The sequence below is a fragment of the Rubrivirga aquatilis genome, assembly GCF_046845665.1.
Lineage (GTDB): Bacteria > Bacteroidota > Rhodothermia > Rhodothermales > Rubricoccaceae > Rubrivirga.
Window position 1 is genome coordinate 65152 of record NZ_CP177355.1, and the last position, 21000, is coordinate 86151.

The 21000-nt window shown below is 73.8% G+C and carries 19 protein-coding genes; 7 read left to right on the forward strand and 12 right to left on the reverse strand.

Features of this window, described 5'->3' with window-relative positions:
* Nucleotides 1-110 precede the first annotated feature (110 nt).
* Nucleotides 111-527, forward strand: coding sequence for a hypothetical protein (locus ACLII4_RS00260; RefSeq protein WP_412068883.1), 417 nt, complete (start codon nucleotides 111-113; stop codon nucleotides 525-527).
* Complete coding sequence (locus ACLII4_RS00265; protein WP_412068884.1) at nucleotides 524-1681, forward strand: MFS transporter; 1158 nt, start codon at nucleotides 524-526, stop codon at nucleotides 1679-1681. The genes ACLII4_RS00260 and ACLII4_RS00265 overlap by 4 nt, the downstream gene beginning before the upstream one ends.
* Before the next feature lie 20 nt (nucleotides 1682-1701).
* Here ACLII4_RS00265 and ACLII4_RS00270 read toward each other — a convergent pair whose 3' ends face one another.
* From ACLII4_RS00270 to ACLII4_RS00285, 4 genes are all read right to left on the reverse strand, one after another.
* The gene (locus ACLII4_RS00270; RefSeq protein WP_412068885.1) at nucleotides 1702-3729 is read right to left on the reverse strand and encodes a TonB-dependent receptor; all 2028 of its coding nucleotides are present in this window, start codon (nucleotides 3727-3729) and stop codon (nucleotides 1702-1704) included.
* A gap of 69 nt (nucleotides 3730-3798) precedes the next feature.
* Complete coding sequence (locus ACLII4_RS00275) at nucleotides 3799-4932, reverse strand: PQQ-dependent sugar dehydrogenase (protein ID WP_412068886.1); 1134 nt, start codon at nucleotides 4930-4932, stop codon at nucleotides 3799-3801.
* 66 nt (nucleotides 4933-4998) lie between these two features.
* The gene (locus ACLII4_RS00280) at nucleotides 4999-5934 is read right to left on the reverse strand and encodes a haloalkane dehalogenase (RefSeq protein WP_412068887.1); all 936 of its coding nucleotides are present in this window, start codon (nucleotides 5932-5934) and stop codon (nucleotides 4999-5001) included.
* 30 nt (nucleotides 5935-5964) lie between these two features.
* Nucleotides 5965-6336, reverse strand: coding sequence for a DUF4260 family protein (locus ACLII4_RS00285; protein WP_412068888.1), 372 nt, complete (start codon nucleotides 6334-6336; stop codon nucleotides 5965-5967).
* Nucleotides 6337-6441: 105 nt separating this feature from the next.
* Here ACLII4_RS00285 and ACLII4_RS00290 point away from each other — a divergent pair, with 105 nt between their 5' ends.
* From ACLII4_RS00290 to ACLII4_RS00300, 3 genes are all read left to right on the forward strand, one after another.
* Nucleotides 6442-8292 (forward strand): ABC1 kinase family protein, encoded by a 1851-nt coding sequence (locus tag ACLII4_RS00290; RefSeq protein WP_412068889.1) that lies wholly within the window; start codon nucleotides 6442-6444, stop codon nucleotides 8290-8292.
* 340 nt (nucleotides 8293-8632) lie between these two features.
* On the forward strand, nucleotides 8633-9652 hold the full coding sequence (locus ACLII4_RS00295) for a YeiH family protein (protein ID WP_412068890.1): 1020 nt from the start codon (nucleotides 8633-8635) through the stop codon (nucleotides 9650-9652).
* A gap of 203 nt (nucleotides 9653-9855) precedes the next feature.
* The gene (locus tag ACLII4_RS00300; protein ID WP_412068891.1) at nucleotides 9856-10494 is read left to right on the forward strand and encodes a hypothetical protein; all 639 of its coding nucleotides are present in this window, start codon (nucleotides 9856-9858) and stop codon (nucleotides 10492-10494) included.
* Here ACLII4_RS00300 and ACLII4_RS00305 read toward each other — a convergent pair.
* Together ACLII4_RS00305 and ACLII4_RS00310 are read right to left on the reverse strand one after the other, a co-directional pair.
* Nucleotides 10491-11210 carry a YqjF family protein gene (locus tag ACLII4_RS00305; protein ID WP_412068892.1) on the reverse strand — a complete coding sequence of 240 codons (720 nt, stop codon included), beginning with the start codon at nucleotides 11208-11210 and terminating at the stop codon, nucleotides 10491-10493. The two genes, ACLII4_RS00300 and ACLII4_RS00305, sit on opposite strands and share 4 nt — an antisense overlap.
* A 72-nt stretch (nucleotides 11211-11282) precedes the next feature.
* On the reverse strand, nucleotides 11283-11906 hold the full coding sequence (locus ACLII4_RS00310) for an inorganic pyrophosphatase (protein WP_412068893.1): 624 nt from the start codon (nucleotides 11904-11906) through the stop codon (nucleotides 11283-11285).
* A gap of 181 nt (nucleotides 11907-12087) precedes the next feature.
* On the opposite strand from ACLII4_RS00310, the gene ACLII4_RS00315 reads away from it, so the two are divergent.
* Nucleotides 12088-12927 carry an alpha/beta fold hydrolase gene (locus tag ACLII4_RS00315; protein ID WP_412068894.1) on the forward strand — a complete coding sequence of 280 codons (840 nt, stop codon included), beginning with the start codon at nucleotides 12088-12090 and terminating at the stop codon, nucleotides 12925-12927.
* Nucleotides 12928-12991: 64 nt separating this feature from the next.
* On the opposite strand, the gene ACLII4_RS00320 is transcribed toward ACLII4_RS00315, so the two are convergent.
* Complete coding sequence (locus ACLII4_RS00320; RefSeq protein ID WP_412068895.1) at nucleotides 12992-14275, reverse strand: glycosyltransferase; 1284 nt, start codon at nucleotides 14273-14275, stop codon at nucleotides 12992-12994.
* A gap of 12 nt (nucleotides 14276-14287) precedes the next feature.
* Complete coding sequence (locus ACLII4_RS00325) at nucleotides 14288-14872, reverse strand: TetR/AcrR family transcriptional regulator (protein WP_412068896.1); 585 nt, start codon at nucleotides 14870-14872, stop codon at nucleotides 14288-14290.
* A gap of 174 nt (nucleotides 14873-15046) precedes the next feature.
* On the opposite strand from ACLII4_RS00325, the gene ACLII4_RS00330 reads away from it, so the two are divergent.
* On the forward strand, nucleotides 15047-16117 hold the full coding sequence (locus ACLII4_RS00330) for a hypothetical protein (RefSeq protein ID WP_412068897.1): 1071 nt from the start codon (nucleotides 15047-15049) through the stop codon (nucleotides 16115-16117).
* A gap of 204 nt (nucleotides 16118-16321) precedes the next feature.
* On the opposite strand, the gene ACLII4_RS00335 is transcribed toward ACLII4_RS00330, so the two are convergent.
* The 4 genes from ACLII4_RS00335 to ACLII4_RS00350 form a co-directional block, all read right to left on the reverse strand.
* Nucleotides 16322-16903, reverse strand: a complete 582-nt coding sequence (locus tag ACLII4_RS00335) for a DUF421 domain-containing protein (protein ID WP_412068898.1) — start codon at nucleotides 16901-16903, stop codon at nucleotides 16322-16324.
* 27 nt (nucleotides 16904-16930) lie between these two features.
* On the reverse strand, nucleotides 16931-18097 hold the full coding sequence (locus tag ACLII4_RS00340) for a DHH family phosphoesterase (RefSeq protein WP_412068899.1): 1167 nt from the start codon (nucleotides 18095-18097) through the stop codon (nucleotides 16931-16933).
* A 12-nt stretch (nucleotides 18098-18109) separates the two neighbouring features.
* Nucleotides 18110-19822, reverse strand: a complete 1713-nt coding sequence (locus ACLII4_RS00345) for an ATP-dependent DNA ligase (RefSeq protein ID WP_412068900.1) — start codon at nucleotides 19820-19822, stop codon at nucleotides 18110-18112.
* A 98-nt stretch (nucleotides 19823-19920) separates the two neighbouring features.
* Complete coding sequence (locus ACLII4_RS00350; protein ID WP_412068901.1) at nucleotides 19921-20922, reverse strand: DNA-formamidopyrimidine glycosylase family protein; 1002 nt, start codon at nucleotides 20920-20922, stop codon at nucleotides 19921-19923.
* Nucleotides 20923-21000: the final 78 nt, after the last annotated feature.

The window sequence follows — 21000 nt, forward strand, 5'->3', positions numbered from 1 at the left end:
GTCTCCGCTTGCGTCAGCCGTCCCGCCCGCGCCACCGTCCCCGCTCTATCCTCCACGCGCACCCCGTCCGTGCCCTCCCCGCACACCGCCACGCTCGCCCGCGCCGACCGATGACGCTTCGTTACACCTGGACCGAGGGCTCGATCCCGCCGCCGGGCCACTACAAGCGCGGCGTCGACCTCGACGGCGTCGACGGGCGCGCGTGGATCAAGGCCGGGTATGGCAGCGCGCCGGTCTTCGACGCCACGTTCACCCTGCGCTCGGACACCCGCGACACGCTCCGGGCCGCGCTCGACGCGGCCGGCGTGTGGGACGAGTGGACGCGCCCCGAGCGCCGCACCATCGGCGGGAGCCACTGGCGCCTGCCCCTCACCGACGGCGACCGCCAACCGACGATCCACAACGACGCGCGGGGCCCGGACGACCGGCACCCCGGCCCGATCGCGGAGGCCATCGAGGCAATCGTGCCGGACGCGCTGTGGTCCGATCTCCGCGCCCAGCGCACCGCGTTTATCGCCGACCGATGACGTTCCCGGCGGTCGTCCGCACCCCGCGTCGCCGGTCCGCCGCCGCGCCGTTTTGGGCGAACGGCGTGCTCTACGGGACGTGGGCGTCGCGCATCCCCGAGATCCAGGCACAGACCGGGCTGGGCGAGGGCGCGCTGGGGCTGGCGCTGCTGGGGCTGGCGGTCGGGCTCGTCGTGTCGGCCTCGGCGGCGGGACCGCTGGTGGCGCGGTGGGGGGCGCACCGGGTGACGCTGGCGGCGCTGGCCGTCTTCGCGGCCGTCGTCGTGGGGCCAGGGCTGGCGAGCGGGTTCGGGTCGCTGGGGCTCGCGCTCGTCGGGCTGGGGCTCGCAAGCGGGCTCCTGGATGTAGCGATGAACGCGTGGGCCGCCGAGGTCGAGACCGCCGACGGGGCGACGATCCTGGGCGCGTGCCACGGGCTGTTCAGCCTGGGCGGAATGGTCGGCGCGGGACTCGGGGCGCTGGCGGCGGCGGCGGCCGTGCCGCTCGGGCTCCACTTTGGCGCGAGCGGGGTCGTCTTCGCCGGCGCCGCGCTCGTGCAGGGCCTGCGCGCGTGGGAGCCGAGTGTGTCGGCGGCTGGCGGCGACGGCCCGGTGGTGGCGTGGCCGACGGGCCCGGCGGCCGGGCTGGCCGCGCTCGCGGTCTGCGGCCTGATCGTCGAGGGAGCCGTGGCTGACTGGGGCGCCGTCTTTATGCGCGAGGTGCTGACGGCGTCGCCGGCCGTCGCCGCGCTCGGGTTCGCCGCGTTCTCGGCGTGCATGGCCGGTGCGAGGTTCGGCGCCGACACCCTGACCGACCGCTGGGGCGACGCCCGCGTCGTCCGCTGGGGGGCCGGGCTCGGCGCCGTCGGGCTGGCGACGGTCGTGGGGGCGCCCGCCGTGCCGCTTGCCGTCGTCGGGTTCGGACTCGTCGGACTGGGGATGGCCGCCGTCGTGCCAGCCCTGTTTCGGGCCGCGTCGCGAGCGCCCCTCCCGCCTGGCGTCGGGATCGCGGCGGTCGCGAGCGCGGGCTACCTCGGGTTCTTGGCGGGGCCGCCCGTGCTGGGGTTTGTCGCCGAGGCGGCCGGGCTGCGCGTGTCGTTCGCGCTGCTGGTGGCGCTGGCGGCGGCCGTCGCGCTCGGCTCGCGCGCGGCGTTCGGACGGGTTCGGGGAGAGTAGGGGCGTATTGCGAGTCGCCCCTACGGGAGCGTCACCGACACGCCCGCCGCGAGGTGCCGCCCCGGCGCGGGCTCCACGAACCGCCCGCCAAACGCGTTGACCACGACCGAGCCGGCGTACGCCGCGTCGCCGACGTTGCGGACGGTCACGAACGGCGTCGCTCGCGCAGAACCAATGGCGACGCCGACGAGCGCCAGCCGGAGGTGGACGACCGCGTAGGCGTCGGTCTCCAACTCGTTCGCGCTGTCGGCGGCGTACGCCGCCGCCGCCTCGCCGTCGATCCCGACCGCCAGCGCGAGCGGGCCGGACGCGGTCCACGTCGCCGTCCACGTCGCGAGCCGGGGCGGGAAGCCGGGGACGCGATTGCCCTCGGGCGTCTCGCTGTCGGCGGGGCCGGACAAAAACTCGCCGCTCGCGGCGGTGAGCGCGACCGCACCATCGAACTGGCCGGGGCCGAGGCGCACGCCGTCGGCGCTCAGTGCCAACTCGACGCCCCGGTGCCTGGCGCGGCCCTCGTTGCGGAAGAACGTCACGTCGTCGATCTCGACGGGCAGCAGCAAGTCGCGGGCGACGGCCGCGAACACAGCCGCGTCGAGCCCCACGCGGCCACCGGCCACCGGCCGGCTGGCGCGGACGCCGACCTCGCCGCCCCACGTCCGCTCGGGCGAGAGGTCCGGGTTGAAGCCGCTCGCGCCGTCGGCGCGGTTGCCGAGCTCGGTCGTCGTCGGCGCGTCGAGCGCCCCGGCGGCATTCGCGTACACCGTGGCGCCACGCGTCCGGTACGCGAGCCCAACGGACGGGCTGGCGGCGCTCAGCCGGATCGTCTCGGCGGGCCCGTCGGCCGGGTCCGCGCGGTACGCCAGCAGGTCGACACGCCCGCCGACCGTGGCGATGAGGGCGGGCGTCAGCGGCACGGAGAGCTGGCCGAAGGCGGCGTTCGCGAGCACCGTCTCGACTTGGTCCGTGAGCACCGTCGTGCCCGGCTGGCCGCCGTCGTTGTCGCGCTCCAGCCGGTCGTCGCGCTGGGCCTCCTGTTCGATGCCGACGGCCCAGCCAATCGCGTCGGGCCGCGTCCGTTCGATCACCGCCCGCAGGCTGCCCGAGACCCGGTCGAGCGTGATGTAGCGGGGGACGATGGGGTTGTCGAGCGTCCGCCCCGCCGCGTTCGCCGTGATCCGGACGCGGGCGTCGCCGAAGGCCGGGCGACTGTACGAGGCCGCGAGGTGGCCTTGCGCGAGCCGCTTGCGGGCGTCTTGCGAGATCGACACGTCGCGCACCTGACGCGGGTCGTCGGCGGCTTGGTCGGCCGTGATCCCGCCCGGCGACTCCGCGCGCGGCACGAACGCGCCCAGCCCGACGAGCCCGAGGGTCTGCCCGTCGCCGAGATCGACCGCCGCCGTCGCGCCGCCCCGGTACGCCTCGTTCGACGCCTGCTCGCGGAAGCCGCGCTGGGACAGCGCCGAGCCCCACGCCAACACGCGCGCCCGGTCGCCCGCGTCGGGCCGGACGGCGATCTCGCCCTTTGCCAGCCCGTACGCGCCGCCGAGCGCCCGGGCCCGCACGCGCGGGCCCGATTGCGTCGTCGACACCGCCAGCACGCCCGCCGAGCCGCTGCCCCAGAACGTCGACGCCGGGCCGCGCAGGACCTCGACGCGGTCGACGAGCGCCGGCTCGATGACGTTGAGCTGGCCCTGCCCGTCGGCGAGGGTCAGCGGGACGCCGTCGAGCAACACGTGCGTGCCGCGCACGCCGAACGCCGCCCGCCAGCCCAGCCCGCGGACGAGCACGCGCTCGCCGGTCGAGGGATTGCCGCGGTCCGAGATCCACAGGCCGGGCAGGCCGCGAGCGACGGCGTCGAGCGCCGTGCCGGGGTCGGTCGCCAGCTCCACGGCGCCCCGCTGGCGGACCGCGAGCGCGAACGGCGCGCGGTCGGGCGCGAGGGCGAACGGCGCCGCCGTCACCTCGACGGCGTCGAGGCGCAGCGTGTCGGGGGCTTGCGCGGCGGCGGGGAGCGCCAGGGCGGCGAGGAGCGGGAGCAGGCGGCGCATGCGGGCGGGGTCAAAACGAGCCCGCCCCGGCACGGGCCGAGGCGGGCGGAGTCGAGGCGGAGCGGCGGGCTACTCGCCCTGGGCGTAGGGCGCGAGCCGCCAGACGGCGCCGTCGGTCTTGTCGGTCAGCATGTAGAGATAGCCGTCCGGGCCCATCTCCACGTCGCGGATGCGCGTGCCGAGCGGGATGATCTCCTGGCCCGTCACCGTGTCGCCGTCGACGGCGACGCGCACGACGCCCTCGCGGGACAAGCTGCCCAGGAAGAGGCTGCCCGCCCACTCGGGGAAGGCGTCGCCGGAGTAGAAGGTGAGGCCGGAGGGCGAGATGACGGGGCTCCAGTGGGCCTCGGCGTCGGTGAGGTCCGGGCGCGTCGGCGGGTCGGGGATCGTCGTGCCGTCGTAGTTGATGCCCCAGCTCACGATGGGCCAGCCGTAGTTGGTGCCCGGCGTGAGGACGTTGAGCTCGTCGCCGCCGAGCGGGCCGAACTCGGCCTCCCACAGCACGCCCGTCGCCGGGTCGAACCCGAGGCTCTGGACGTTGCGGTGGCCGTAGCTCCAGATTTCGTCGGCCGCGTCGGGGTCGTCGACGAATGGGTTGTCGGCCGGGACGGAGCCGTCGCGCATCAGGCGGATCACCTTGCCCATGTGCGTCGACAGATCCTGGGCGGGGTCGAACTGGAAGCGCTCGCCGGTCGAGACGAAGAGGTGCCCGTCGGGCGAGAAGGCGATGCGCGAGCCAAAGTGCAGGCCGTTGTCGAACCACGGCTCCTGGGTGAAGAGCGGCTCGAAGCCCTCGATGGCGTCGTCGACCATCCGCCCCCGGCCGACGGCCGTGGCCGACGCGCCGTTCGGGCCGGGCCGGGCGTAGGTGAGGTAGACGTAGCCGGTCGTCTCGAAGTCGGGGTCGAGCGCGACGTCGAGCAGGCCGCCCTGGCGCTGGCCGTAGACGCTCGGCGTGCCCGCGACGGGCGGCGAGACGGTGCCGTCCGGGCTCACGATTCGCAGCGTGCCGGGCCGCTCGGTGACCAGCATCCGGCCGTCGGGCAGGAAGGCCATGCCCCACGGGTGGTCGAGCCCGGTGGCGACCTCGTAGACGGCGGCGGGTCCGGCCTCGGTCATCACCTCGTCAAGACGGGTGCCGGTGGGCTGGGCGGTGCACGCCGACGCGAGCAGGGCGGCGAGGAGGAGGGGCAGCAAGCGCATGGGAGGCATCGGGGGTTCTCCCTCCTGACCGCGTGGCGTCGCCGCCAGTTCCGCCCGGCGGAGCACTTAGAGGTCTTCCCCGACAGGTGTCGACCGGACGAAGCCCACGACGTGGTCCGCGATCTCGGGCCCGCTGGCGTCCTGCAGAAAGTGCCCGCCGCGGACCGTGACGGCGGGGCCGGCGGTCGGGATCAGCCGCTCGAAGAACGGAGCGGCGGCGCCCAGGATGGGGTCCGAGGGCGACCAGACGAGCAGCGCCGGCTTGCGCCACTCCGCCAGCGCGGCGCGCGTCCGGGCCATCACCTCGGCGACCGGGCCACCGGGGCTCGTGGGGACCAAGAGCGGCCACGCAGCGGCGCCCGCTTTGAACTCAGTCGACGGAAACGGCGCTTGGTATCCGGGCACCGCGTCGGCGCGATGCGCGGGCAGCGCCAGCTTCATCAGCCGCCCGACGGGCAGGCGGCGACCCAGCAGCCGCGCCGCCAGCTTCCAGACGCGGAACGCCGGGCTCGTCCGGCCGCCGGTCGGCAGGAACGTGTTCATGACGACGAGCCGGGCGATGCGGTCGGGGACGTCGAGCGCGCCGACGCTGAGCCCCATGAGCCCACCCCAGTCCTGCACGACCAACGTCACGTCGCGCAGGTCGAGCGCCTCGACGACGCGGAGAAGCGCCGCGCGGTGGAGCGCGTAGCTGTAGGCGCCGATCTCGGTCGGCTTGTCGCTGCGCCCGAAGCCGGGGAAGTCGAACGTGACGGCGCGGAGCCCGGCGGCCACCAGGTCCGGGATCATCGTCCGGTAGAGGTAGGCCCACGACGGCTCGCCGTGGAGCATCAGGACGATCGGCGCGTCGCGCGGGCCCTCGTCCACGACGTGCAGGCGGAGCGGGCCCGGAGCGCCGGGCGGGTCCTCGAGCGTGACGTACTGCGGAGCGTACGGCCAGTCGGCGAGGGCGTCGAAGCGGGCGTCGGGGGTGCGGGCGACGCCGGGCGGGAGGTCAGGCATAGCGGCAGGGGCGGACCGCACGGTACGCCGCTACATCGGATCGCGACCGACCGTTCCGAGGTGCGTCTGGCGGAAGCCGACGGCGTGCTTGAGGCCGTAGCCGAGCGCGCGGTCGAGGCCAATGTGCGCGGCCCAAACGAGCGCGATGGGCGCCCCCCACGCCCAGCCCGCCAGCGCCGCGGCGGCCGCCAGCGCGACCGGCCCAGCGTAGGTGTGGACCGCGTTGTAGGCCTGTGCCCCGACGCGGGGGCCGGCGGCATAGCCGATCATCGCGAGGTCAGGCGCCAGTGCGAGCGCGGCGAACAGCCACCAGCTGGCGCCGGTCGCGGCAAAGCCCCACACAGCGACGGCGGCGATGGCGAGCCCTTCGAAACGGAGCAGAGCGAGGGGTCGGGCGAGCATGGCGAGGGGTCGGAACGAGGCCAGGCCCTACGGCCAGACGCGGCGCGGGGTGCGAGGAAATGACCGGGCCGGACACTTCTACGCGACCAGGGCCGTAGAGGCCCGGTGCCGACCGCCCCCCCCGTGCCCCCGACCGACCCCGCCGCGCTGGCGGACCGGCCCGCCGTCCCCGATATCGAGGTGACCGTCGCGGCCCACGGCGATGGGCTGGCGACGCCCCCTGCTCCAGCCCCGGCGCCGATCCCGGCTACTCCGACGCCGCTGGCGGTGGCCATTGAGACGGCCGCGCCCGCGCGGCGCCGCTTCCGCGTGCTCCGAGCGTACGCCGCCGCGCTCCGCGTCGCCGCCAGCTACCTCGTCTTCGAGATCGCGAGCCGCATCCGGGGCCGTCGGTGGGCCGCCCGTCGACGCCCCGCGCTCCACGCCCGAAACGGCCGTCGCGTCCGCCGTTCCATCTTGAAGCTCCGGGGCCTGTTTATCAAGGCGGGCCAGCTGGGCAGCGCGCTGACGAACCTGTTGCCCGAGCCCTTCCGGATCGAGCTGGAGGGCCTGCAGGACCGCGTGCCCGCCGGGCCGCCCGCGGCCGCCCGGGCCCGCATTGAGTCCGAGCTGGGCGGGCCCGTCGCCACCCTGTTCACCCGCTTCGACACGTTGCCCGTCGCGAGCGCCTCGCTAGCGCAGGTCCACCGCGCGCGGCTGGCGGACGGGCGCGAGGTGGCCGTCAAGGTGCAGCACGCCGACATCGAGGCGATCGCCCGGCTCGACCTGCACGCCATCGAGACGATCCTGCGCGCGGTCGGCCGGTTTTTCGGCATCCGGGGGCTCCGCGAGCAGTTCCGCGAGATCGAGGCCGTCATCCTGTCCGAGCTCGACTTCGCGCAGGAGGCCCAGAACATGGTCGAGATCGCACCCGCGCTCGGGCCTGGCGTCTCGGCCCCCGCCGTCGTGCCTGAGCGGTCGTCGCGGCGCGTGTTGACGACCGACTACGTCGACGGGATCAAGGCCGGCGATTTTGCCGCTCTCGACGCGGCGGGCATCGACCGGATGGCGCTCGCGGCTCGGATCCTGGACGCGTATGGCGCGATGATCTTCCGCGACGGGCTCTACCACGCCGACCCCCACGCGGGCAACCTGCTGGTCGTGCCGGACGCGACGCAGCCCGACGGCTTCGAGCTCGTCTTCCTCGACTTTGGCGCCGTCGCCCGGCTCACGCCCCCGATGCAGACCGGGCTGGCGGAGATGATCGTCGGCGTGCTCAGCCGCGACACCCCGCGCGTGATGGCCGCGCTCGGCACGATGGGCTTCGTCTCCGACGGCGACACCACGCAGGCGACGGCGGCGGTGATCCAGTTTATGGAGAGCGCCCACGAGGAGTTGTTCCACAACCTCGACCCGCGCGCCTTCCGCCTGGGTGACCTGTCGTTCGAAACGGCGCTGTCGCAGAAGCAGGACATGTTCCGGCAGATGGGCGACGTCGGCCTCTCGGTGCGCGATCTCGCCAGCGCCTTCCGCGTCCCCCGCGACTGGATCCTGCTGGAGCGGACGGCCCTCCTTCTCATCGGCCTGTGCGGCGGGCTCGCGCCCGACATCAACCCGCTCACCGTCATCGAGCCCTACATCCGGCCGCTGACGAAGGACGCCACGCGCGCCGTCGGCACGGCGCTGTGGGGCGAGGTGCTGTCGGCCGGCCGCGTCCTGCTGGGCCTGCCGACGCGGATCGACCGGGTGCTCGCCGACACCGAGTCGGGCGGGCTCGCGGTCTCGGACCCGGCCGTGGTGGCGGCCACCGACCGGCTCGCGCGCTCGGTCCGCGGGCTGGCGTACGCCGTCGGCGCTGTGGGGTCGGGCGGGATCGCGTACGCGGCGTTCGCGGGCGGGCACGGGGGGATCGCACTGGCGCTGGCCGTCGTCGCGGGGCTGTTTGGAATTGGGACGCTGCGGGCGGGGCGGCGGTAGCGCCGTCGACGAGCAGGTCTACGCGCCGCGCGACGGGTCGAGGATGGGGCACGCAGTGCGCGGCCCGGCGCCGGGACAGACGTCGGCCAGCGCGCGGAGCACGGCCTCAGGGTTGCCACCGCTCGTGCAGCGGACCTCCCGCGCGCCGTCGGTCGTGACGGCGGGGATGGAGTGGACACCGACCGCGACGGCCCGAGGGGCACACGTCGATCTTGCGAGGGGAAGCCATGAGAGGGGCCGATGAGTCCACCTCCCTGCGGGATGGGCCAACGTTCCGCGTTCGTTCCGGAACCGCCAGCAGCGGGGAAGCCCTTTCCTCGAAGTCCCGTCCCCCCGCTCCGTGCTCGCCCCCTCTTCCCTGCCCGACTCGACAGCCGACCACGACGCGCCGCTCGGCGCCGTCCTCCCGCCCGGCCCACTCCGGCCGCACGAGGCGTGGCACCGGGCGCTGTTTCTCGGGCTCGCCGCCGCCGCGCTGCTCCCCGTCGTGTCGCCCGCTGTCGCGCTGGGCGTCGGCGCCGTGCTCGGACTGACACTCGGCAACCCGTTCGAGACGATGAGCGGCCGCGTCTCGAAGACCCTATTGAAGGCGTGCGTCGTCGGGCTCGGGTTCGGGATGTCGCTCCCGGCCGTGCTGGCGGTCGGCCGCGCGGGCGCCGGCGCGACGGCGCTGGGGATCGCGTTCGCGCTCGGCCTGGGGCTGGTCCTGAGCCGGCTGCTGCGCGTCGAGCCGACGACGGGCGCGCTGATCTCGGGCGGGACGGCCATCTGCGGCGGCTCGGCGATCGCCGCGCTCGGGCCGGCGTTGGGCGCGGGCGCCGAGGCCATGGGCGTCTCGCTCGCGACCGTCTTCCTGCTCAACGGCGTCGCCCTCTACGTCTTTCCAGCCGTCGGCCACGCACTCGACCTCTCGCAGCACCAGTTCGCGCTGTGGGCGGCCATCGCCATCCACGACACGTCGTCGGTCGTCGGGGCCGCCGCGAGCTACGGGCCCGAGGCGCTCGCCGAGGCGACCGTCCTCAAGCTCACGCGCGCGTTGTGGATCGTGCCGCTCGCGCTGATCGCGGCGTGGCGGCGGCGCCGGACCGTGGGCGGCGAGGTGACGGTCGCGTTCCCGTGGTTCATCGGGCTCTTCGCGCTGGCGTCCGCCGTCGTCGCGGCGGCCCCGGCCTGGACGCCGGTCTACGGCGCGCTCGTGGCGCTCGCGAAGCAGGGACTCGTGCTCACGCTGTTCCTCATCGGCGCCGGGCTGAGCCGCGCGACGCTCCGGACCGTCGGCGTGCGTCCGTTGGTGCACGGTGTCCTCCTGTGGGCGGCCGTCGCAGGCGCCTCACTCGCCGCGATCCTGTGGGCGACGTAGTCATCGTCTCGGTCCGGGAGCGGAGCGACAGGAGGGGCGCGGACCGCGGCGAGTGGGATCGTGCCTTGTTCTCCAACGGCTTGCGGACTACCCTCCAGCACATCCCTCCCGCGCCCGTGCGTTGTTGGGTCCTCCTCGTTGCGGTCCTCGCCGTCCCCGCCGCCACCCAGACCGACGGGCGCCTCCACGACCAGGGACGCGGCATGACTGAGCCCAGCCCCCGCGCTGACGACCGCCTCGACGCGCTCCGCCCGATCCTGGGCGCGTGGGATGTGGCCGTCACGACGTTCCCAACGGACTCGACGACGCACCAGGCGACGGGGCAGGCCGAAGTCACGTACATGAACCGTGGCTACGCCTACCAGGAGCGCCGGGTCGTGGAGGACGCCGCGCAGGGCCGGACCGACCACGCGCTGTCGTTCCTCGTCTTCACGCCCGGGCCCGAGCGGTGGGCGCTAGGCGAGGGCCGTTCCGAGACCGAGCACATCGAGGTCTACGACGGCGACCTCGACAGGGACGTGTTGGCGCTCCGCACCGCCGTCCGTCGCGGCGGCGGGACGCTGCTGACACAAGAGCGCGTCACGTACGAGATGGCGGACGACGCTTTCACCATCACCGTCGAGACCTCGACCGACGACGGCGAGACGTGGGCGCCGCGCGAGGTCCGTGCGTACACGCGCCGCGCCGACGTGGACCATCGACCTCACGCGGCGGTAGCGCCGGAGCACCGCTACGGGTTGAGCACCGGCGTCAGCTCCCGCTTCAGCTGGAGCTCCAGCGCCCGCGCCGCCGCGCCGTCGCTCGCGACCCGCACCGCGAACGAGCAGCGCTTCCGAACCTAGCCCAGCGCGATCCGCCGGCCCGGCGACACCGACACCTCGCTGCCCACGGCCAGGAACGCCGACTGCGGCGTCCCGGCCACGACCGCGGCGAGCGCCGGGCCGTAGAGCGCCGACGCGTCGCCCGTGAACGCCGCATCGTGGGCGCCCCACAGCCGCCACGACGGGTGCTCGACGCGGTATGCGACGGTCCCGCCGTCGCGCTGGCGCGTGTAGCCCCAGTAGTGCTCCGTGATGAAGCGGGCCTCCGTGTCCGGCTCGGCGAAGGCGGCCGGGCCGGTCGCCGACGCCGACAACGTGAACCGCTCGCCGCGGTGCCTCCAGCGGTAGTCGACCGTCCCGCCGGCCTCGGGGTCGAGGGCGACGGTGTGGTCCATCGGCGCGGCGACATAGGGCTCGTTGTACGCCAGCCGCGCGACGGCCGCGATGGCGCGGCGCGGCACGATCTCCCGCACGAACGCGACCGCCCGGCGCGTCTCACCGCCCTCCTCACGCGTGACGTAGAACCGCAGGTTGACCTCCTCGAAGTGACGGTGGAACGGGACCGGCACGCCGAGCAGCCGGGTGTCCCGGAACAGGAACCCGACGACGCTGACGAGCGCCTCGCCCTGCCACAGGTCGAGCTCCGTCCCAGCCGGCACGAGCGGCGCCAGCAGCTCTGCCGGGCAGGCGTAGTTGAGCAGCAGCAGGCTCTCCCAGCGGGCGGTCAGAAAAGACAAGGGGCAAGGGGGAAGGGACAAGAGGCAGGATACAGGGGACCGCCCCGTCCCCCTTCCCTCAGGCCTCCTGCCCTATTCGGGCCCCTCGAACTCGTCGCGGTAGTCGGCGCGCGAGGCCTCGACGACCTGCTCGGCGTGGTCGCGGCCGTACGTCCGGGCGATCGAGGCCTCGGACGCGTTGCCCGGCACCATCTTGTAGGTGGAGAAGTAGTGGGTCAGCCGCTCGATGAGCGTCGGTGGGAGCTGGTCCATCTCGGTGACGTCGCCCCAGAACAAGTCGTTGCGGAGCACGGCCACGATCTTGTCGTCGGCCTCGCCCCCATCGATCATCTGGAGCCCGCCGACGACGCGGCAGTCGACCGTGATGTCGGCCCGGTCGATCCGGCGCTCCGAGACGACGCAGATGTCGAGCGGGTCGTGGTCGCCCGTCGTGGCCTCGGGCCCGGAGAGGGCCGCCACGCGGTCGGCGCAGTACGTCCGCGGGATAAAGCCGTAGAGCGTCGGCGGCGAGGCGGAGCTCCGCTGCGGGCGGTCGACACGCGTGTAGCCGGTCACCTTGTCGAGCTCGTACTTGACCGAGTCGAACGGCGTGATCTCGACGTACGCCGTCACGACGCGCGGGGCGTCGGGACCGGCGTCCAGGCCGTGCCAGGGGTGGGGGCGCCAGCGAAAAAAGGGGGCGGGAAAGGGGGGCATCGAACGGGGGAGCGGGGGGCCCCAGAGACGCCGCCCAGCCGGGCGCGGTTGCCCGGGGCAGAAGCGGGAGCCGCCCGCGGGTTTGCGTCAGACGATCCCCGACTCCAGGCTTCGGCAGGCGCTCGCGGGATCGGTACGCGCCGCGCCCGGTTTACCCGATCCCCTCTCTCCCCTCTCTCCGATGCCCAAGATCACCGCGACGACCGGCCAGCCCAAGGCCGACATCTACTACCAGGACCTCAACGCCGAGGGCACCGCCGGGACCGTCGTCCTCATCCACGGGTGGCCGCTGAGCCACCGGATGTTCGAGCCCCAGCTCTGGCCCCTCACCGAGGCCGGCTACCGCGTCATCGCCTACGACCGCCGCGGGTTTGGCTCGTCGGCCTTCCCGGCCTCCGGCTACGACTACGACACGTTCGCGGCCGACCTCAACGACCTGCTCACGGAGCTCGACCTGAGCGACGTGAACCTGGTCGGCTTCTCGATGGGCGGCGGCGAGCTCGGCCGCTACGCCGGGTCGTACGGCACCGAGCGCGTTCGCAAGATGGTCTTCATGTCGTCCGTCTTCCCGTACATGCTCCAGACCGACGACAACCCCGGCGGCGTCCCGGGCAGCGTCTTCGAGGACATGAAGGCCGGCCTCAAAGCCGACCGCCCCGGCTTCTTGGAGGGCTTTGGAAAGACCTTCGTCAACTACGACAAGCTCTCCGACCGCATCTCCGAGCGCGTCCTCCACTACCACTGGTCGATCGCCACGATGGCCCAGCCCAAGGCGACCGTCGACTGCGTGGACGCCTTCGGCCTGACCGACTTCCGCGACGACGCCGCCAAGATCGACGTCCCGACGTTGTTCATCCACGGCGACGACGACCAGATCGTCCCGTTCGAGACCTCGGCCAAGACGGGCCACGCGCTCGTCGACGGGAGCACGCTGCACACCGTCGCCGGCGGCCCGCACGGGCTCAACCACACGCACAAGGACGAGGTCAACCGCGTGCTGCTGGACTTCCTGGCCGCGTAGGCCGCCATGCCGCGCAGGTGATTCCGCCCGCCCCGGTGACCGTGCCGAGGCGGGCGGCGGCGTGTCAAGCGGGGACGGACGTTCGGACCGCGCGCGTCGCGGCCAGCGCTTCGATCTCGGTGACGACCCGGTCGGCCTCGGCGTCGGCGCGGATCGTCTGGCCCAACGTGTGGGCCGCGTCCCGGAAGGCTGGCTCGGTGAGCACCCGGCGGACCGCCGCCGCGATCTTCGCCGGCGTCGCCTTCGCCTTCAGCCCGACCCCACGGGCAGCCACGCGCGCAGCTGTCGCGTCCTGGTCGCGGCCCATCGGGAGCACGACGACAGGAACGCCGTGCGCGAGCGCGCGGATCGTCGAGCCGTGTCCGCCGTGCGTCACCATGGCCGCGGCGTGGGGCAGCACCACGTCGTGCGGAGCGCGGTCGACGGCGACCACGTTGTCGGGCACGTCGAACGCCTCGCCCACCATCGCCGGACCCAGCGTTACGAGCCCGCGCACATCGAGCCCGCCGAGCGCCGTCATCGCCGCCTGGATCTCGTCGCGCTGGTTCTGGAACGTCGACGAGAGGCTCACGACGACGAGCGGACGGCCATCGCCCTCGGGCCACGGGCTCTGCCAAGCCCCCTCGGCCCAGTCGGGCGCGTCGAGGACCGGGCCGACGTAGGCGACGTTATCGGGGTCGGGCTGGCCGGGAAAGTCGAACGCCGCGGAGGTCTGGACGAGCACGCGGTCGGCGCGGTCGTACTGGTCCATGGCGTGGGCCAGCGGGTCCAAGCCACGGCGGGCACGGACCGTGTTGTAGGCCGGCAGGAAGCCGTCGAACAGCCCCTCCGCCACCTTCCCGAGGACGGCGTCGCGGAGACGGCCGAGCGGGCCCCGCATCGGCGCGAGCCCCATCGGCGGACGGCCCGGCGCGGGCCGCATCTGCACGCAGTGGACGAGAACGGCCGTCGGGATGCGCCGGGCCTCACCGACGGCAATCCCCACCGGCAGCAGCCAGTCGGTTACGATCGCGTCGGCGGGCTCAGCGTCAAGCGCTTGTTCGATGGCTTGCGCCGTCGGCTCCGCAGGGCCCAAGACCACCCGCTTGAGCGAGTCCCTCATGGCGGCTGGCGGCGACGTCGCCCTCCAGTCCTCCATCAGCACCTCGCCGCGGTCGGTCCGCGTGAAGTGCTCGGTGAAGGGGACGAACGCCGCGCCGATGGCCTCGACGGGCTCGCGGAGGCACGGTTCGGTAAGCACGCGGACGCGGTGGCCGCGGTCGACCAGGCGGCGGGCGGCCCCGAGGACTGGGGGCACGTTGCCGCCGCCTTCCCAGGTGACGAAGAGGGTTGAGCGGGCGTCGTCCATGGCGATGGGGAGCTAGGTGACGAGCGGGCCGAGGAGCGCGTCGAAGGCGGCCCGCGTGGCCTCGACGGAGCGACCGAGGTCGCGGCGGAGCAGCTTCCAGACGTACAGGTCGGTGGCGGCGACGACCGCGTCGAGGCGGGCCGTGTGATCGGCGGCGTCGGGGGCCGGGAGGACGTGCCCGAACACACGCGCGCACCACGCGCGGTGGTGGGCCCGGCCGTTGTCGGCGATGCGTTTCGCGGCGGGAAGACGGTCCTCGAGGGCGAGCGTGCGCACGACGGCGTCGCCGTCGGCCTCGTAGTGGGCCAGGAGCACGTCGAGCGCGCCGGCCACGTCGTCGACGGGCGCCGCGTCGCGCTCGGCCTCGACGCCCGACGCCCGCGCTTCGATGCCCGCGTCGATGACGCCGTCCTTGGAGCCGAACCGGCGGATCACGGTCTGCACCGAAACGCCTGCGCGCTCGGCGATGTCGGCGAGCGTGATGGCGTCGAGCGAGCGCTCCCGCCACAAGGCGGCAGCGGCGGCGAGGATGTCGCGGCCGGTCTGAGCGGCAGCCTCGGCGCGGGCCGTCTGACGATAGGGGCGGGGGGAGTTCATTTTCATGTTACTCCAATTAACATGAAAGAGAATGGACTGTCAAGCCCCCGTCGGGCGTCGTGTCTCTAACCCGCCTTGGTCGTCGCGCGGAGGCGGCCGGGGTCCGTTTGGGCCGCCCGTGACCCCCCGGCGACCGCGGCTGCGAATGTACAGGTAGCCCTGCCCCACCGACCCATGCGCCATCTCGTCCTGATCGCCCTCTGCCTAGGCCTCATCGCCCCCGCCGACGCCCAGGGCGGGAGCCTCCGCGACCGCGCCCGCCGCGCCGCCGCCAACGCCGCCGACCGCCTCCGCCAGACCGAGGCCCCCGCGCCAACCGACCTCGACGCCCCCTCCGCCGCTCCCGACTCTGCGGCCAATCCGACCGTGCCCGACGCCGAGGCCCCGGCCCCGCGCACGGGGCCCGCTCCGGGCGTCGACATGTTAGACCTGCTGAAACACGCGATGCCCGCCTTCGACACCGGCCGCGTGTCGACCTACGGGACCCCCATCACCGCCGTCTTCCCTGCGGAGGGGACGTATGAGCTGGCCGTCCTCGACGCCGGCGGCGGGACCGTCGCGGCGCACGCGTTCGTGGCCGAGCCCGTCGGCGGGGTGGCGGCGTTTGCGCACCTCGACCTCGCCCGGCTCGACTACGAGCCCATGCCGGGCGACTACCGAGTCGCCGTCCGTCTGGACGGCGCTGTCATCGGGGCCGTCCCGTTCACGCTCACGCGGTCCCAGAGCGACGACCCGTTCAACCCTGTGGTCATGTGGGGTGTGGAAGGGCCGTGGGACCGGACGGGCGTGCTCTCCTTCGAGTCCGGCGACGCCAACGCGCCGGTAGAGCTGACGTACTGGGTCCACCCCCGCGAGATGAGCCAGGACCGCGCGAGCGTCCGGGTGCGGCTCTTCCGCGACGGCACGCGCGTCAGCGCCCACGAGGACGACCTGACCGTCTTTAAGTCCTACCGCGGCTGGACCTCCCTGACGACGGCGATCCACGTCGACAACGGCGGGCGGCGGGGCCAGCTCCGGCGCGATGCGCTCGCCGACGGGGACTACCGCGTCGAGATCGTCGAGGACGGCGCCGCGCCGTTCCGGACGTTCCGGTTTACCGTCGACGACGGCCAGATCGTGCCCCACGAACGGAGCGCCCTCGACTACACCCCGCGCGCCGACTTCCTCACGCCGCGGTCCCTCCGCCGGTCCTCCAACCGCGAGTTGTACGAGATGGTGGACCGGGTCTGGCTGCTCTCGGAGTAGCGCCGCCTCGGCCCCGGTGCGCAGCAACTCGGCGACCTCGAGCGGGTCTCCCAGCCAGACTCCCTACTCCCGCCGTGCCGATCCTCGCCGTCGTCTCCTTCCTGGTGGTCGTCTTGGCCGCCGCCGTAGTCGTCTCGCAGGGAACGGTCCGCCGGCCGCGACGGCCGCGCCGCTGGCGGGCCGGGCTTCGGTAGACCGCCCGCTCTACTCGACGGCGTCGGTGACCGGGCGCAGGTCGATGTCGCGGCCCGTCATCGCGTCGGCGCCGCGGACGCCGGTGAGAATCCGCGGCTGGAGCGGGGTCCCGTCCGGCTCGCCGTGGAGCACCGACACGTCGCCGGTCGTCTCGAGCACGACGGCCCGGACGTGCGCCACGTCGAGCACGTTCGCCTCGCGGAGCTTCGACCACAGGTCGCCCTCGGTGACCCGGGCCTGCCGCATGTTGTCGCGCAAGAACGTCGGCCCGTCCATCAGCAACAGCGGCTCGTTGTCGACGGCGCGCTGGGCCCAGCCCCACCGCTGGCGCGCCTCGCCGACCACGATCTGGAGCGCGTACACCACGCCGATGGCCACCAGCGCCTGCAGCAGCGACGGCGTCTTCGTCAGCACCGACGACGCCACCATCGACCCGATTGCGACGGTCATCGCAAAGTCGAAGCCGGACATCTTGGCGAAGCTCCGTAGCCCGGCGACCTGCGTGTAGATCAGGATGGCGGCGTAGACGGCGACGGCCGTCAGCGCGATGGCGACGAGCGACTCGGGGGAGGCGGTAAACCAGTCGGACATGGCAGAGGGGGTTGGAGGAGAGAGGGCCTACGCCGCACCGCCGGCCCCGGACTCCCCCCCACCGACGTGCGCCTCGGGCCCGAAGCCGAGCGCGTCGAGGACGTCATCGAACACGTCGGGCGGGAGGTGGCCGCCCGACGCTTGGTCGTGCCCGTGGCCCCAGCGCCCGTTCCAGCCCGGCGTGTCGATGGACTGGTAGATCTCGGGGAGCCGCACGTCGTCGCGGGCCGCGCGCGTCGAGAAGGCGACGAGCCCGTCGAGGTAGCCGGTGTTGGCGCAAATCACGGGGTAGTCCGGGAGCCGCCCGCGCCACTGTTGCGCGATGAGCGGGTGGACCTGGGCGGCCGACGACACGCGGACGAGCGCGAACCGCAGGTCGGGGGGCGCGACGCCCTCGGGCACGGCTGCGTCGCGGTCCGAAAAGACGGGCGCCGCGCGGCGCGCCTCGGCCACCTCGGCCTTGACGACGGCGCGGGCCTGGCGCAAGCGGTCGGCGGCCGGGCCGTCGTCGGTCGCGAGCGCCTTCGGCCCGTCAAATTCCATGAGCGCGTCGAGCGCCGTCTGGGCGTCGAACGTCGGCGCGCGCCGGGCGGCGTTGACGAGCGCGACGGTCTCCTTGAGCCACTTCGCGGTGTGCCGCTTTTTGGCGTCCGGGAGGAGCGGCCACGGCGCCTTGTCTCCGAGATCCGAGAGCACGCCGACGGCGGCGATCCAGTCGAGCTCGCGGAGCTCGTCGACGTCGGGGATGGCCGCCTCCAGCAGGTCGTACGCGAGCCACGCGCTGCACGGGATCGGGTCCCAGTCGTACCCGCTGATGACGTGCGCGGGGGGCGCCCCGCTCGGCCGGTGGTGGTCGACGTACAAGACCGGGATCCCGTCGCCCTCCAGCGTCCCGGCCTCGTTGACCCCGAGGTCCGTCACGACGAGCGCGTCCGGCGCGAGCGCCCGCAGCCGCTCCCGCGCCGCGTCGGTAAATGCCGACTCGCTCCGCCCCGACGGCACGACGGTCACGTCGGTGTAGCCCAGGAGTGGCAGCGCCCGCCCGAAGAGGGCCCCGGCCGCGAGCCCGTCGGCGTCGAAGTGGCAGAACACGACGACGCGGGCGTCGGTCGGCACGGCCGCCAGCCACTGCTTGATGGTGTGGACGGCCTCGGGGAACGCGTCGGCGAGCGGGATCGGCAGGGCAGGTGGCATGAGAATGGGAGGCTAGGCGTCGCCCACGAGCGCGGCGACGGTCTGCAGGGTGTCGATCTCGGAGGCGGGCTTGTCGCGGCGCCAGCGGACGATCCGAGGGAAGCGGAGCGCGTAGCCGCCCTTGTGCCGCTTCGAGACCTGGACGTTGTCGAAGGCCACCTCGAGCACGACCTCGGGCGCGACCGTCCGGACCTTCCCGTGCGCGAACGTCTCGAGCGTGTGCGCCTCGAACCACGCCGTCAGCTCGGCTAGCTCGGCGTCGGTCAGGCCGGAGTACGCCTTGCCGACGTTGAGGAGGGTGTCGTCGGTCTCGCTGGCGCGGACGGCGAACGTCACGTCGCTCAGCAGCTTGCGCCGCCCGCCGTGCCCGCGCTGGACGGCCGTGACCACGACGTCGAGCGTGGCGAGCGCCTTCTTGACCTTGAGCCAGTCGCGCCCGCGCCGGCCGGGCTTGTAGACGGAGTCGAACGCCTTGACCATCAGCCCCTCGTTGCCGCGCGCCCGCGCTTCATCGAACAGGTCGTCGAGCCGGTCGAGGTCGTCCAGCTCCGTCACAGCCGAACGGCGCACGGGCTCGGCGAACGCGAGACCGCCCAAGAGCTGCTGTCGGTCTCGATAGCTCCGAGCGAGCGTCGTCGCGCCGTCGTGGGCGAGCACGTCGTAGACGATGAAGGCGACGGGCACCTCGGCCAGCAGCTCCGCCGAGGCGGTCTTGCGGCCGAGCCTTCGCTGGAGCGCCTGGAACGGCACAATCGCGCCGTCGCCGTCGAGCGGCACGATCTCGCCGTCGAGAATCAGCCCGGCTGGCGACGCGCTCGCGAGCGTCGCCAGCGGGCCGACCACGTCGGGGAAGGCGCCGGTGATGGCGTCGAGCGTCCGCGAGAACAGGGCCACGCGGGCTCCGCCAGTCGCCACGCCGTGGAGCGCCGGGTCGCCGGGGTCGGCCGCGATGTGGGCCTGGGCGCGGATCCCGTCGAACTTGTCCTCGACGGCGACCGGCGGCGCGATCTGGCGGCCGACTTCTTCCGCCAGCGTCCGCGCGTCGCTCGCCTCTGCGGGCGTCGCCAGCATGAAGGTGAGCGGGTGGAACAGCCGGAGCCGGGCCTCGCCCAGCCGCCCGTGCCGCGCCAGCACGGCCGTCTCGCCGATGTCGCCCGTCAACATGTTGGCGCGCTGCACGGCGCCCACCTTCTCCCCGTAGAGCCGGGCCACGGCCGACTCCACGCCGCCCGCCCGCATCCCGATCCGCAGTTCGCCCGCCAGCAGCTTCACCACGAACCGGGCCTCGACCGGCGCCAGCCGCCCCAGCATCTCGGCGACGAGCGCCGTCCGCGCGTTGCTCCCCCGCGTGGCGGCGACGTGGGCGAAGAACGACTCGGCGTCGGCCAGCGACAGCGACGGCGCGACGGGCGGGACGAGCGCAGCGATGGCGCCCGCGGCCACGTCGCCCGGATCGCCCAGGCGGACGAGCGCTGCGTCGAGGTCGTCGGGCTCGGCGCCCGTCGCGCTGGCAGTCGCCGCGCGGAGGGCGGCGAACCCGACGCTGACGGTCCGCTGGTCGCTGAGCGGGAAGACGCGGCCGGCAGCCCACCGCGCGGCGCGGCGCACGTCGGCATCGTCGAGGTCGGCCAACAGCGCCCCGAGGCGGTCGGCCTTGGCGTGGCGGCCCGAGGTCTCGGCGATGTCGGCGAGCGTCTCGGCGAGGGCGTGGAAGGAGGTGGGCACGGGGAGTCGGCGGGGTCAGTGGGTCGGGTTTGCAGGGACCAGCGGGTCGAGCGTTGGGCGCCGGACGCACCGACTCCCGGGCTCGCGGAGACGCCGGCTCACCGATACTCCGGATCAGCGGCCTCTTCGGCGGGCGCCCACTCCGAGTCCGGCGGGCGGCGGTCGCGGTGCGGACGGGCCTTTCTGACGTGGTCGCCCGAGACGCCCTGGCAGGTCGGGCAGAAGTAGATGACGCGGTGCTTTTCGACCGTCGTCCCGTCGTCGTCGGTCCACTCGTGCGAGAGCTGCTTCTGCTGGCGGACGTAGTCGTCACACGTCAGGCACGGCAGGTTGGTGCGGCGGAAGACCCAGTGCTTGGTGTTCCACGGATGCGCGTGCGGCGAGTACCGCATGTCGCGGTCGGCGGCCTGTCGAGCTTGGATCGCCTCGGGGACGGTCCGGCCCCCCTCGCGGTACGCCTGGGCGCAGATACGAGCAGTCGACTCGGCGAGGCACCCGCGCTCCTCGCCGTCCAGCTCGCCGACGAGCCGCCACGGATCCATGCGGCAGTCGTACAAGATCTCAGCCCGGAGGTAGTTGCCGATGCCCGCGGCAACGGACTGGTCGAGCAGCGCCGAGCCGATCTCGCGGCCCGGCTGAAGGTCGAGGCGGCGTAGAAACTCGTCGGCGTCGAACGGCCCGTCCTCAGGAAGCACGTCAGGCCCGAGCAGGCCCAGCGCCGGGACGTGGTCGTACGGGTCGCCCCGGCCGACGGTAAACTTGGGCGCCGAGTACAGCAGCGCCGCGGCGTCGTCGGTGACGATCCGGGCCCGCTCGCGGCGGTCGCGCGTGGCGACCTCGTCGGCGTCGGGCGCGACGACCATCCACCGCCCCCACATCAGGTAGTGCGAGTGGAAGAACAGGTCGCCTTCGACCTGCCCCACCAAGTGCTTGCCGTGCGCCCACACGCGCTCGACGCGCCGGCCGACGAAGGCGTCGGGGTGGTCTGCCAGCCACGCCCGGGCCACCTTCGTGCGAGCGCCGAACGCGCGGATCGTGCGGCCGGCGAGGGCGTCGTGGAGGAGGTCGGCCGAGCGCTGGACTTCGGGGCCTTCGGGCATCGTGCGACGGGGAGGGGCGTCGAGTGAAGCGCGCCTGCGGCGTCGCGGTTCGGGCCCGGGGCGGGGTTCGGGAACGGC

What these genes read in the sequence shown, in the direction of transcription:
- ACLII4_RS00260 (WP_412068883.1), top strand. Translation starts at nt 111, where the DNA reads ATGACGCTTCGTTACACCTGGACCGAGGGCTCGATCCCGCCGCCGGGC.
- ACLII4_RS00310 (WP_412068893.1), bottom strand. Translation starts at nt 11,906, where the DNA reads ATGCCCCCCTTTCCCGCCCCCTTTTTTCGCTGGCGCCCCCACCCCTGG.
- ACLII4_RS00325 (WP_412068896.1), bottom strand. Translation starts at nt 14,872, where the DNA reads ATGAACTCCCCCCGCCCCTATCGTCAGACGGCCCGCGCCGAGGCTGCC.
- ACLII4_RS00315 (WP_412068894.1), top strand. Translation starts at nt 12,088, where the DNA reads ATGCCCAAGATCACCGCGACGACCGGCCAGCCCAAGGCCGACATCTAC.
- ACLII4_RS00340 (WP_412068899.1), bottom strand. Translation starts at nt 18,097, where the DNA reads ATGCCACCTGCCCTGCCGATCCCGCTCGCCGACGCGTTCCCCGAGGCC.
- ACLII4_RS00270 (WP_412068885.1), bottom strand. Translation starts at nt 3,729, where the DNA reads ATGCGCCGCCTGCTCCCGCTCCTCGCCGCCCTGGCGCTCCCCGCCGCC.
- ACLII4_RS00285 (WP_412068888.1), bottom strand. Translation starts at nt 6,336, where the DNA reads ATGCTCGCCCGACCCCTCGCTCTGCTCCGTTTCGAAGGGCTCGCCATC.
- ACLII4_RS00300 (WP_412068891.1), top strand. Translation starts at nt 9,856, where the DNA reads ATGACTGAGCCCAGCCCCCGCGCTGACGACCGCCTCGACGCGCTCCGC.
- ACLII4_RS00265 (WP_412068884.1), top strand. Translation starts at nt 524, where the DNA reads ATGACGTTCCCGGCGGTCGTCCGCACCCCGCGTCGCCGGTCCGCCGCC.
- ACLII4_RS00275 (WP_412068886.1), bottom strand. Translation starts at nt 4,932, where the DNA reads ATGCGCTTGCTGCCCCTCCTCCTCGCCGCCCTGCTCGCGTCGGCGTGC.
- ACLII4_RS00335 (WP_412068898.1), bottom strand. Translation starts at nt 16,903, where the DNA reads ATGTCCGACTGGTTTACCGCCTCCCCCGAGTCGCTCGTCGCCATCGCG.
- ACLII4_RS00320 (WP_412068895.1), bottom strand. Translation starts at nt 14,275, where the DNA reads ATGGACGACGCCCGCTCAACCCTCTTCGTCACCTGGGAAGGCGGCGGC.
- ACLII4_RS00280 (WP_412068887.1), bottom strand. Translation starts at nt 5,934, where the DNA reads ATGCCTGACCTCCCGCCCGGCGTCGCCCGCACCCCCGACGCCCGCTTC.
- ACLII4_RS00350 (WP_412068901.1), bottom strand. Translation starts at nt 20,922, where the DNA reads ATGCCCGAAGGCCCCGAAGTCCAGCGCTCGGCCGACCTCCTCCACGAC.
- ACLII4_RS00330 (WP_412068897.1), top strand. Translation starts at nt 15,047, where the DNA reads ATGCGCCATCTCGTCCTGATCGCCCTCTGCCTAGGCCTCATCGCCCCC.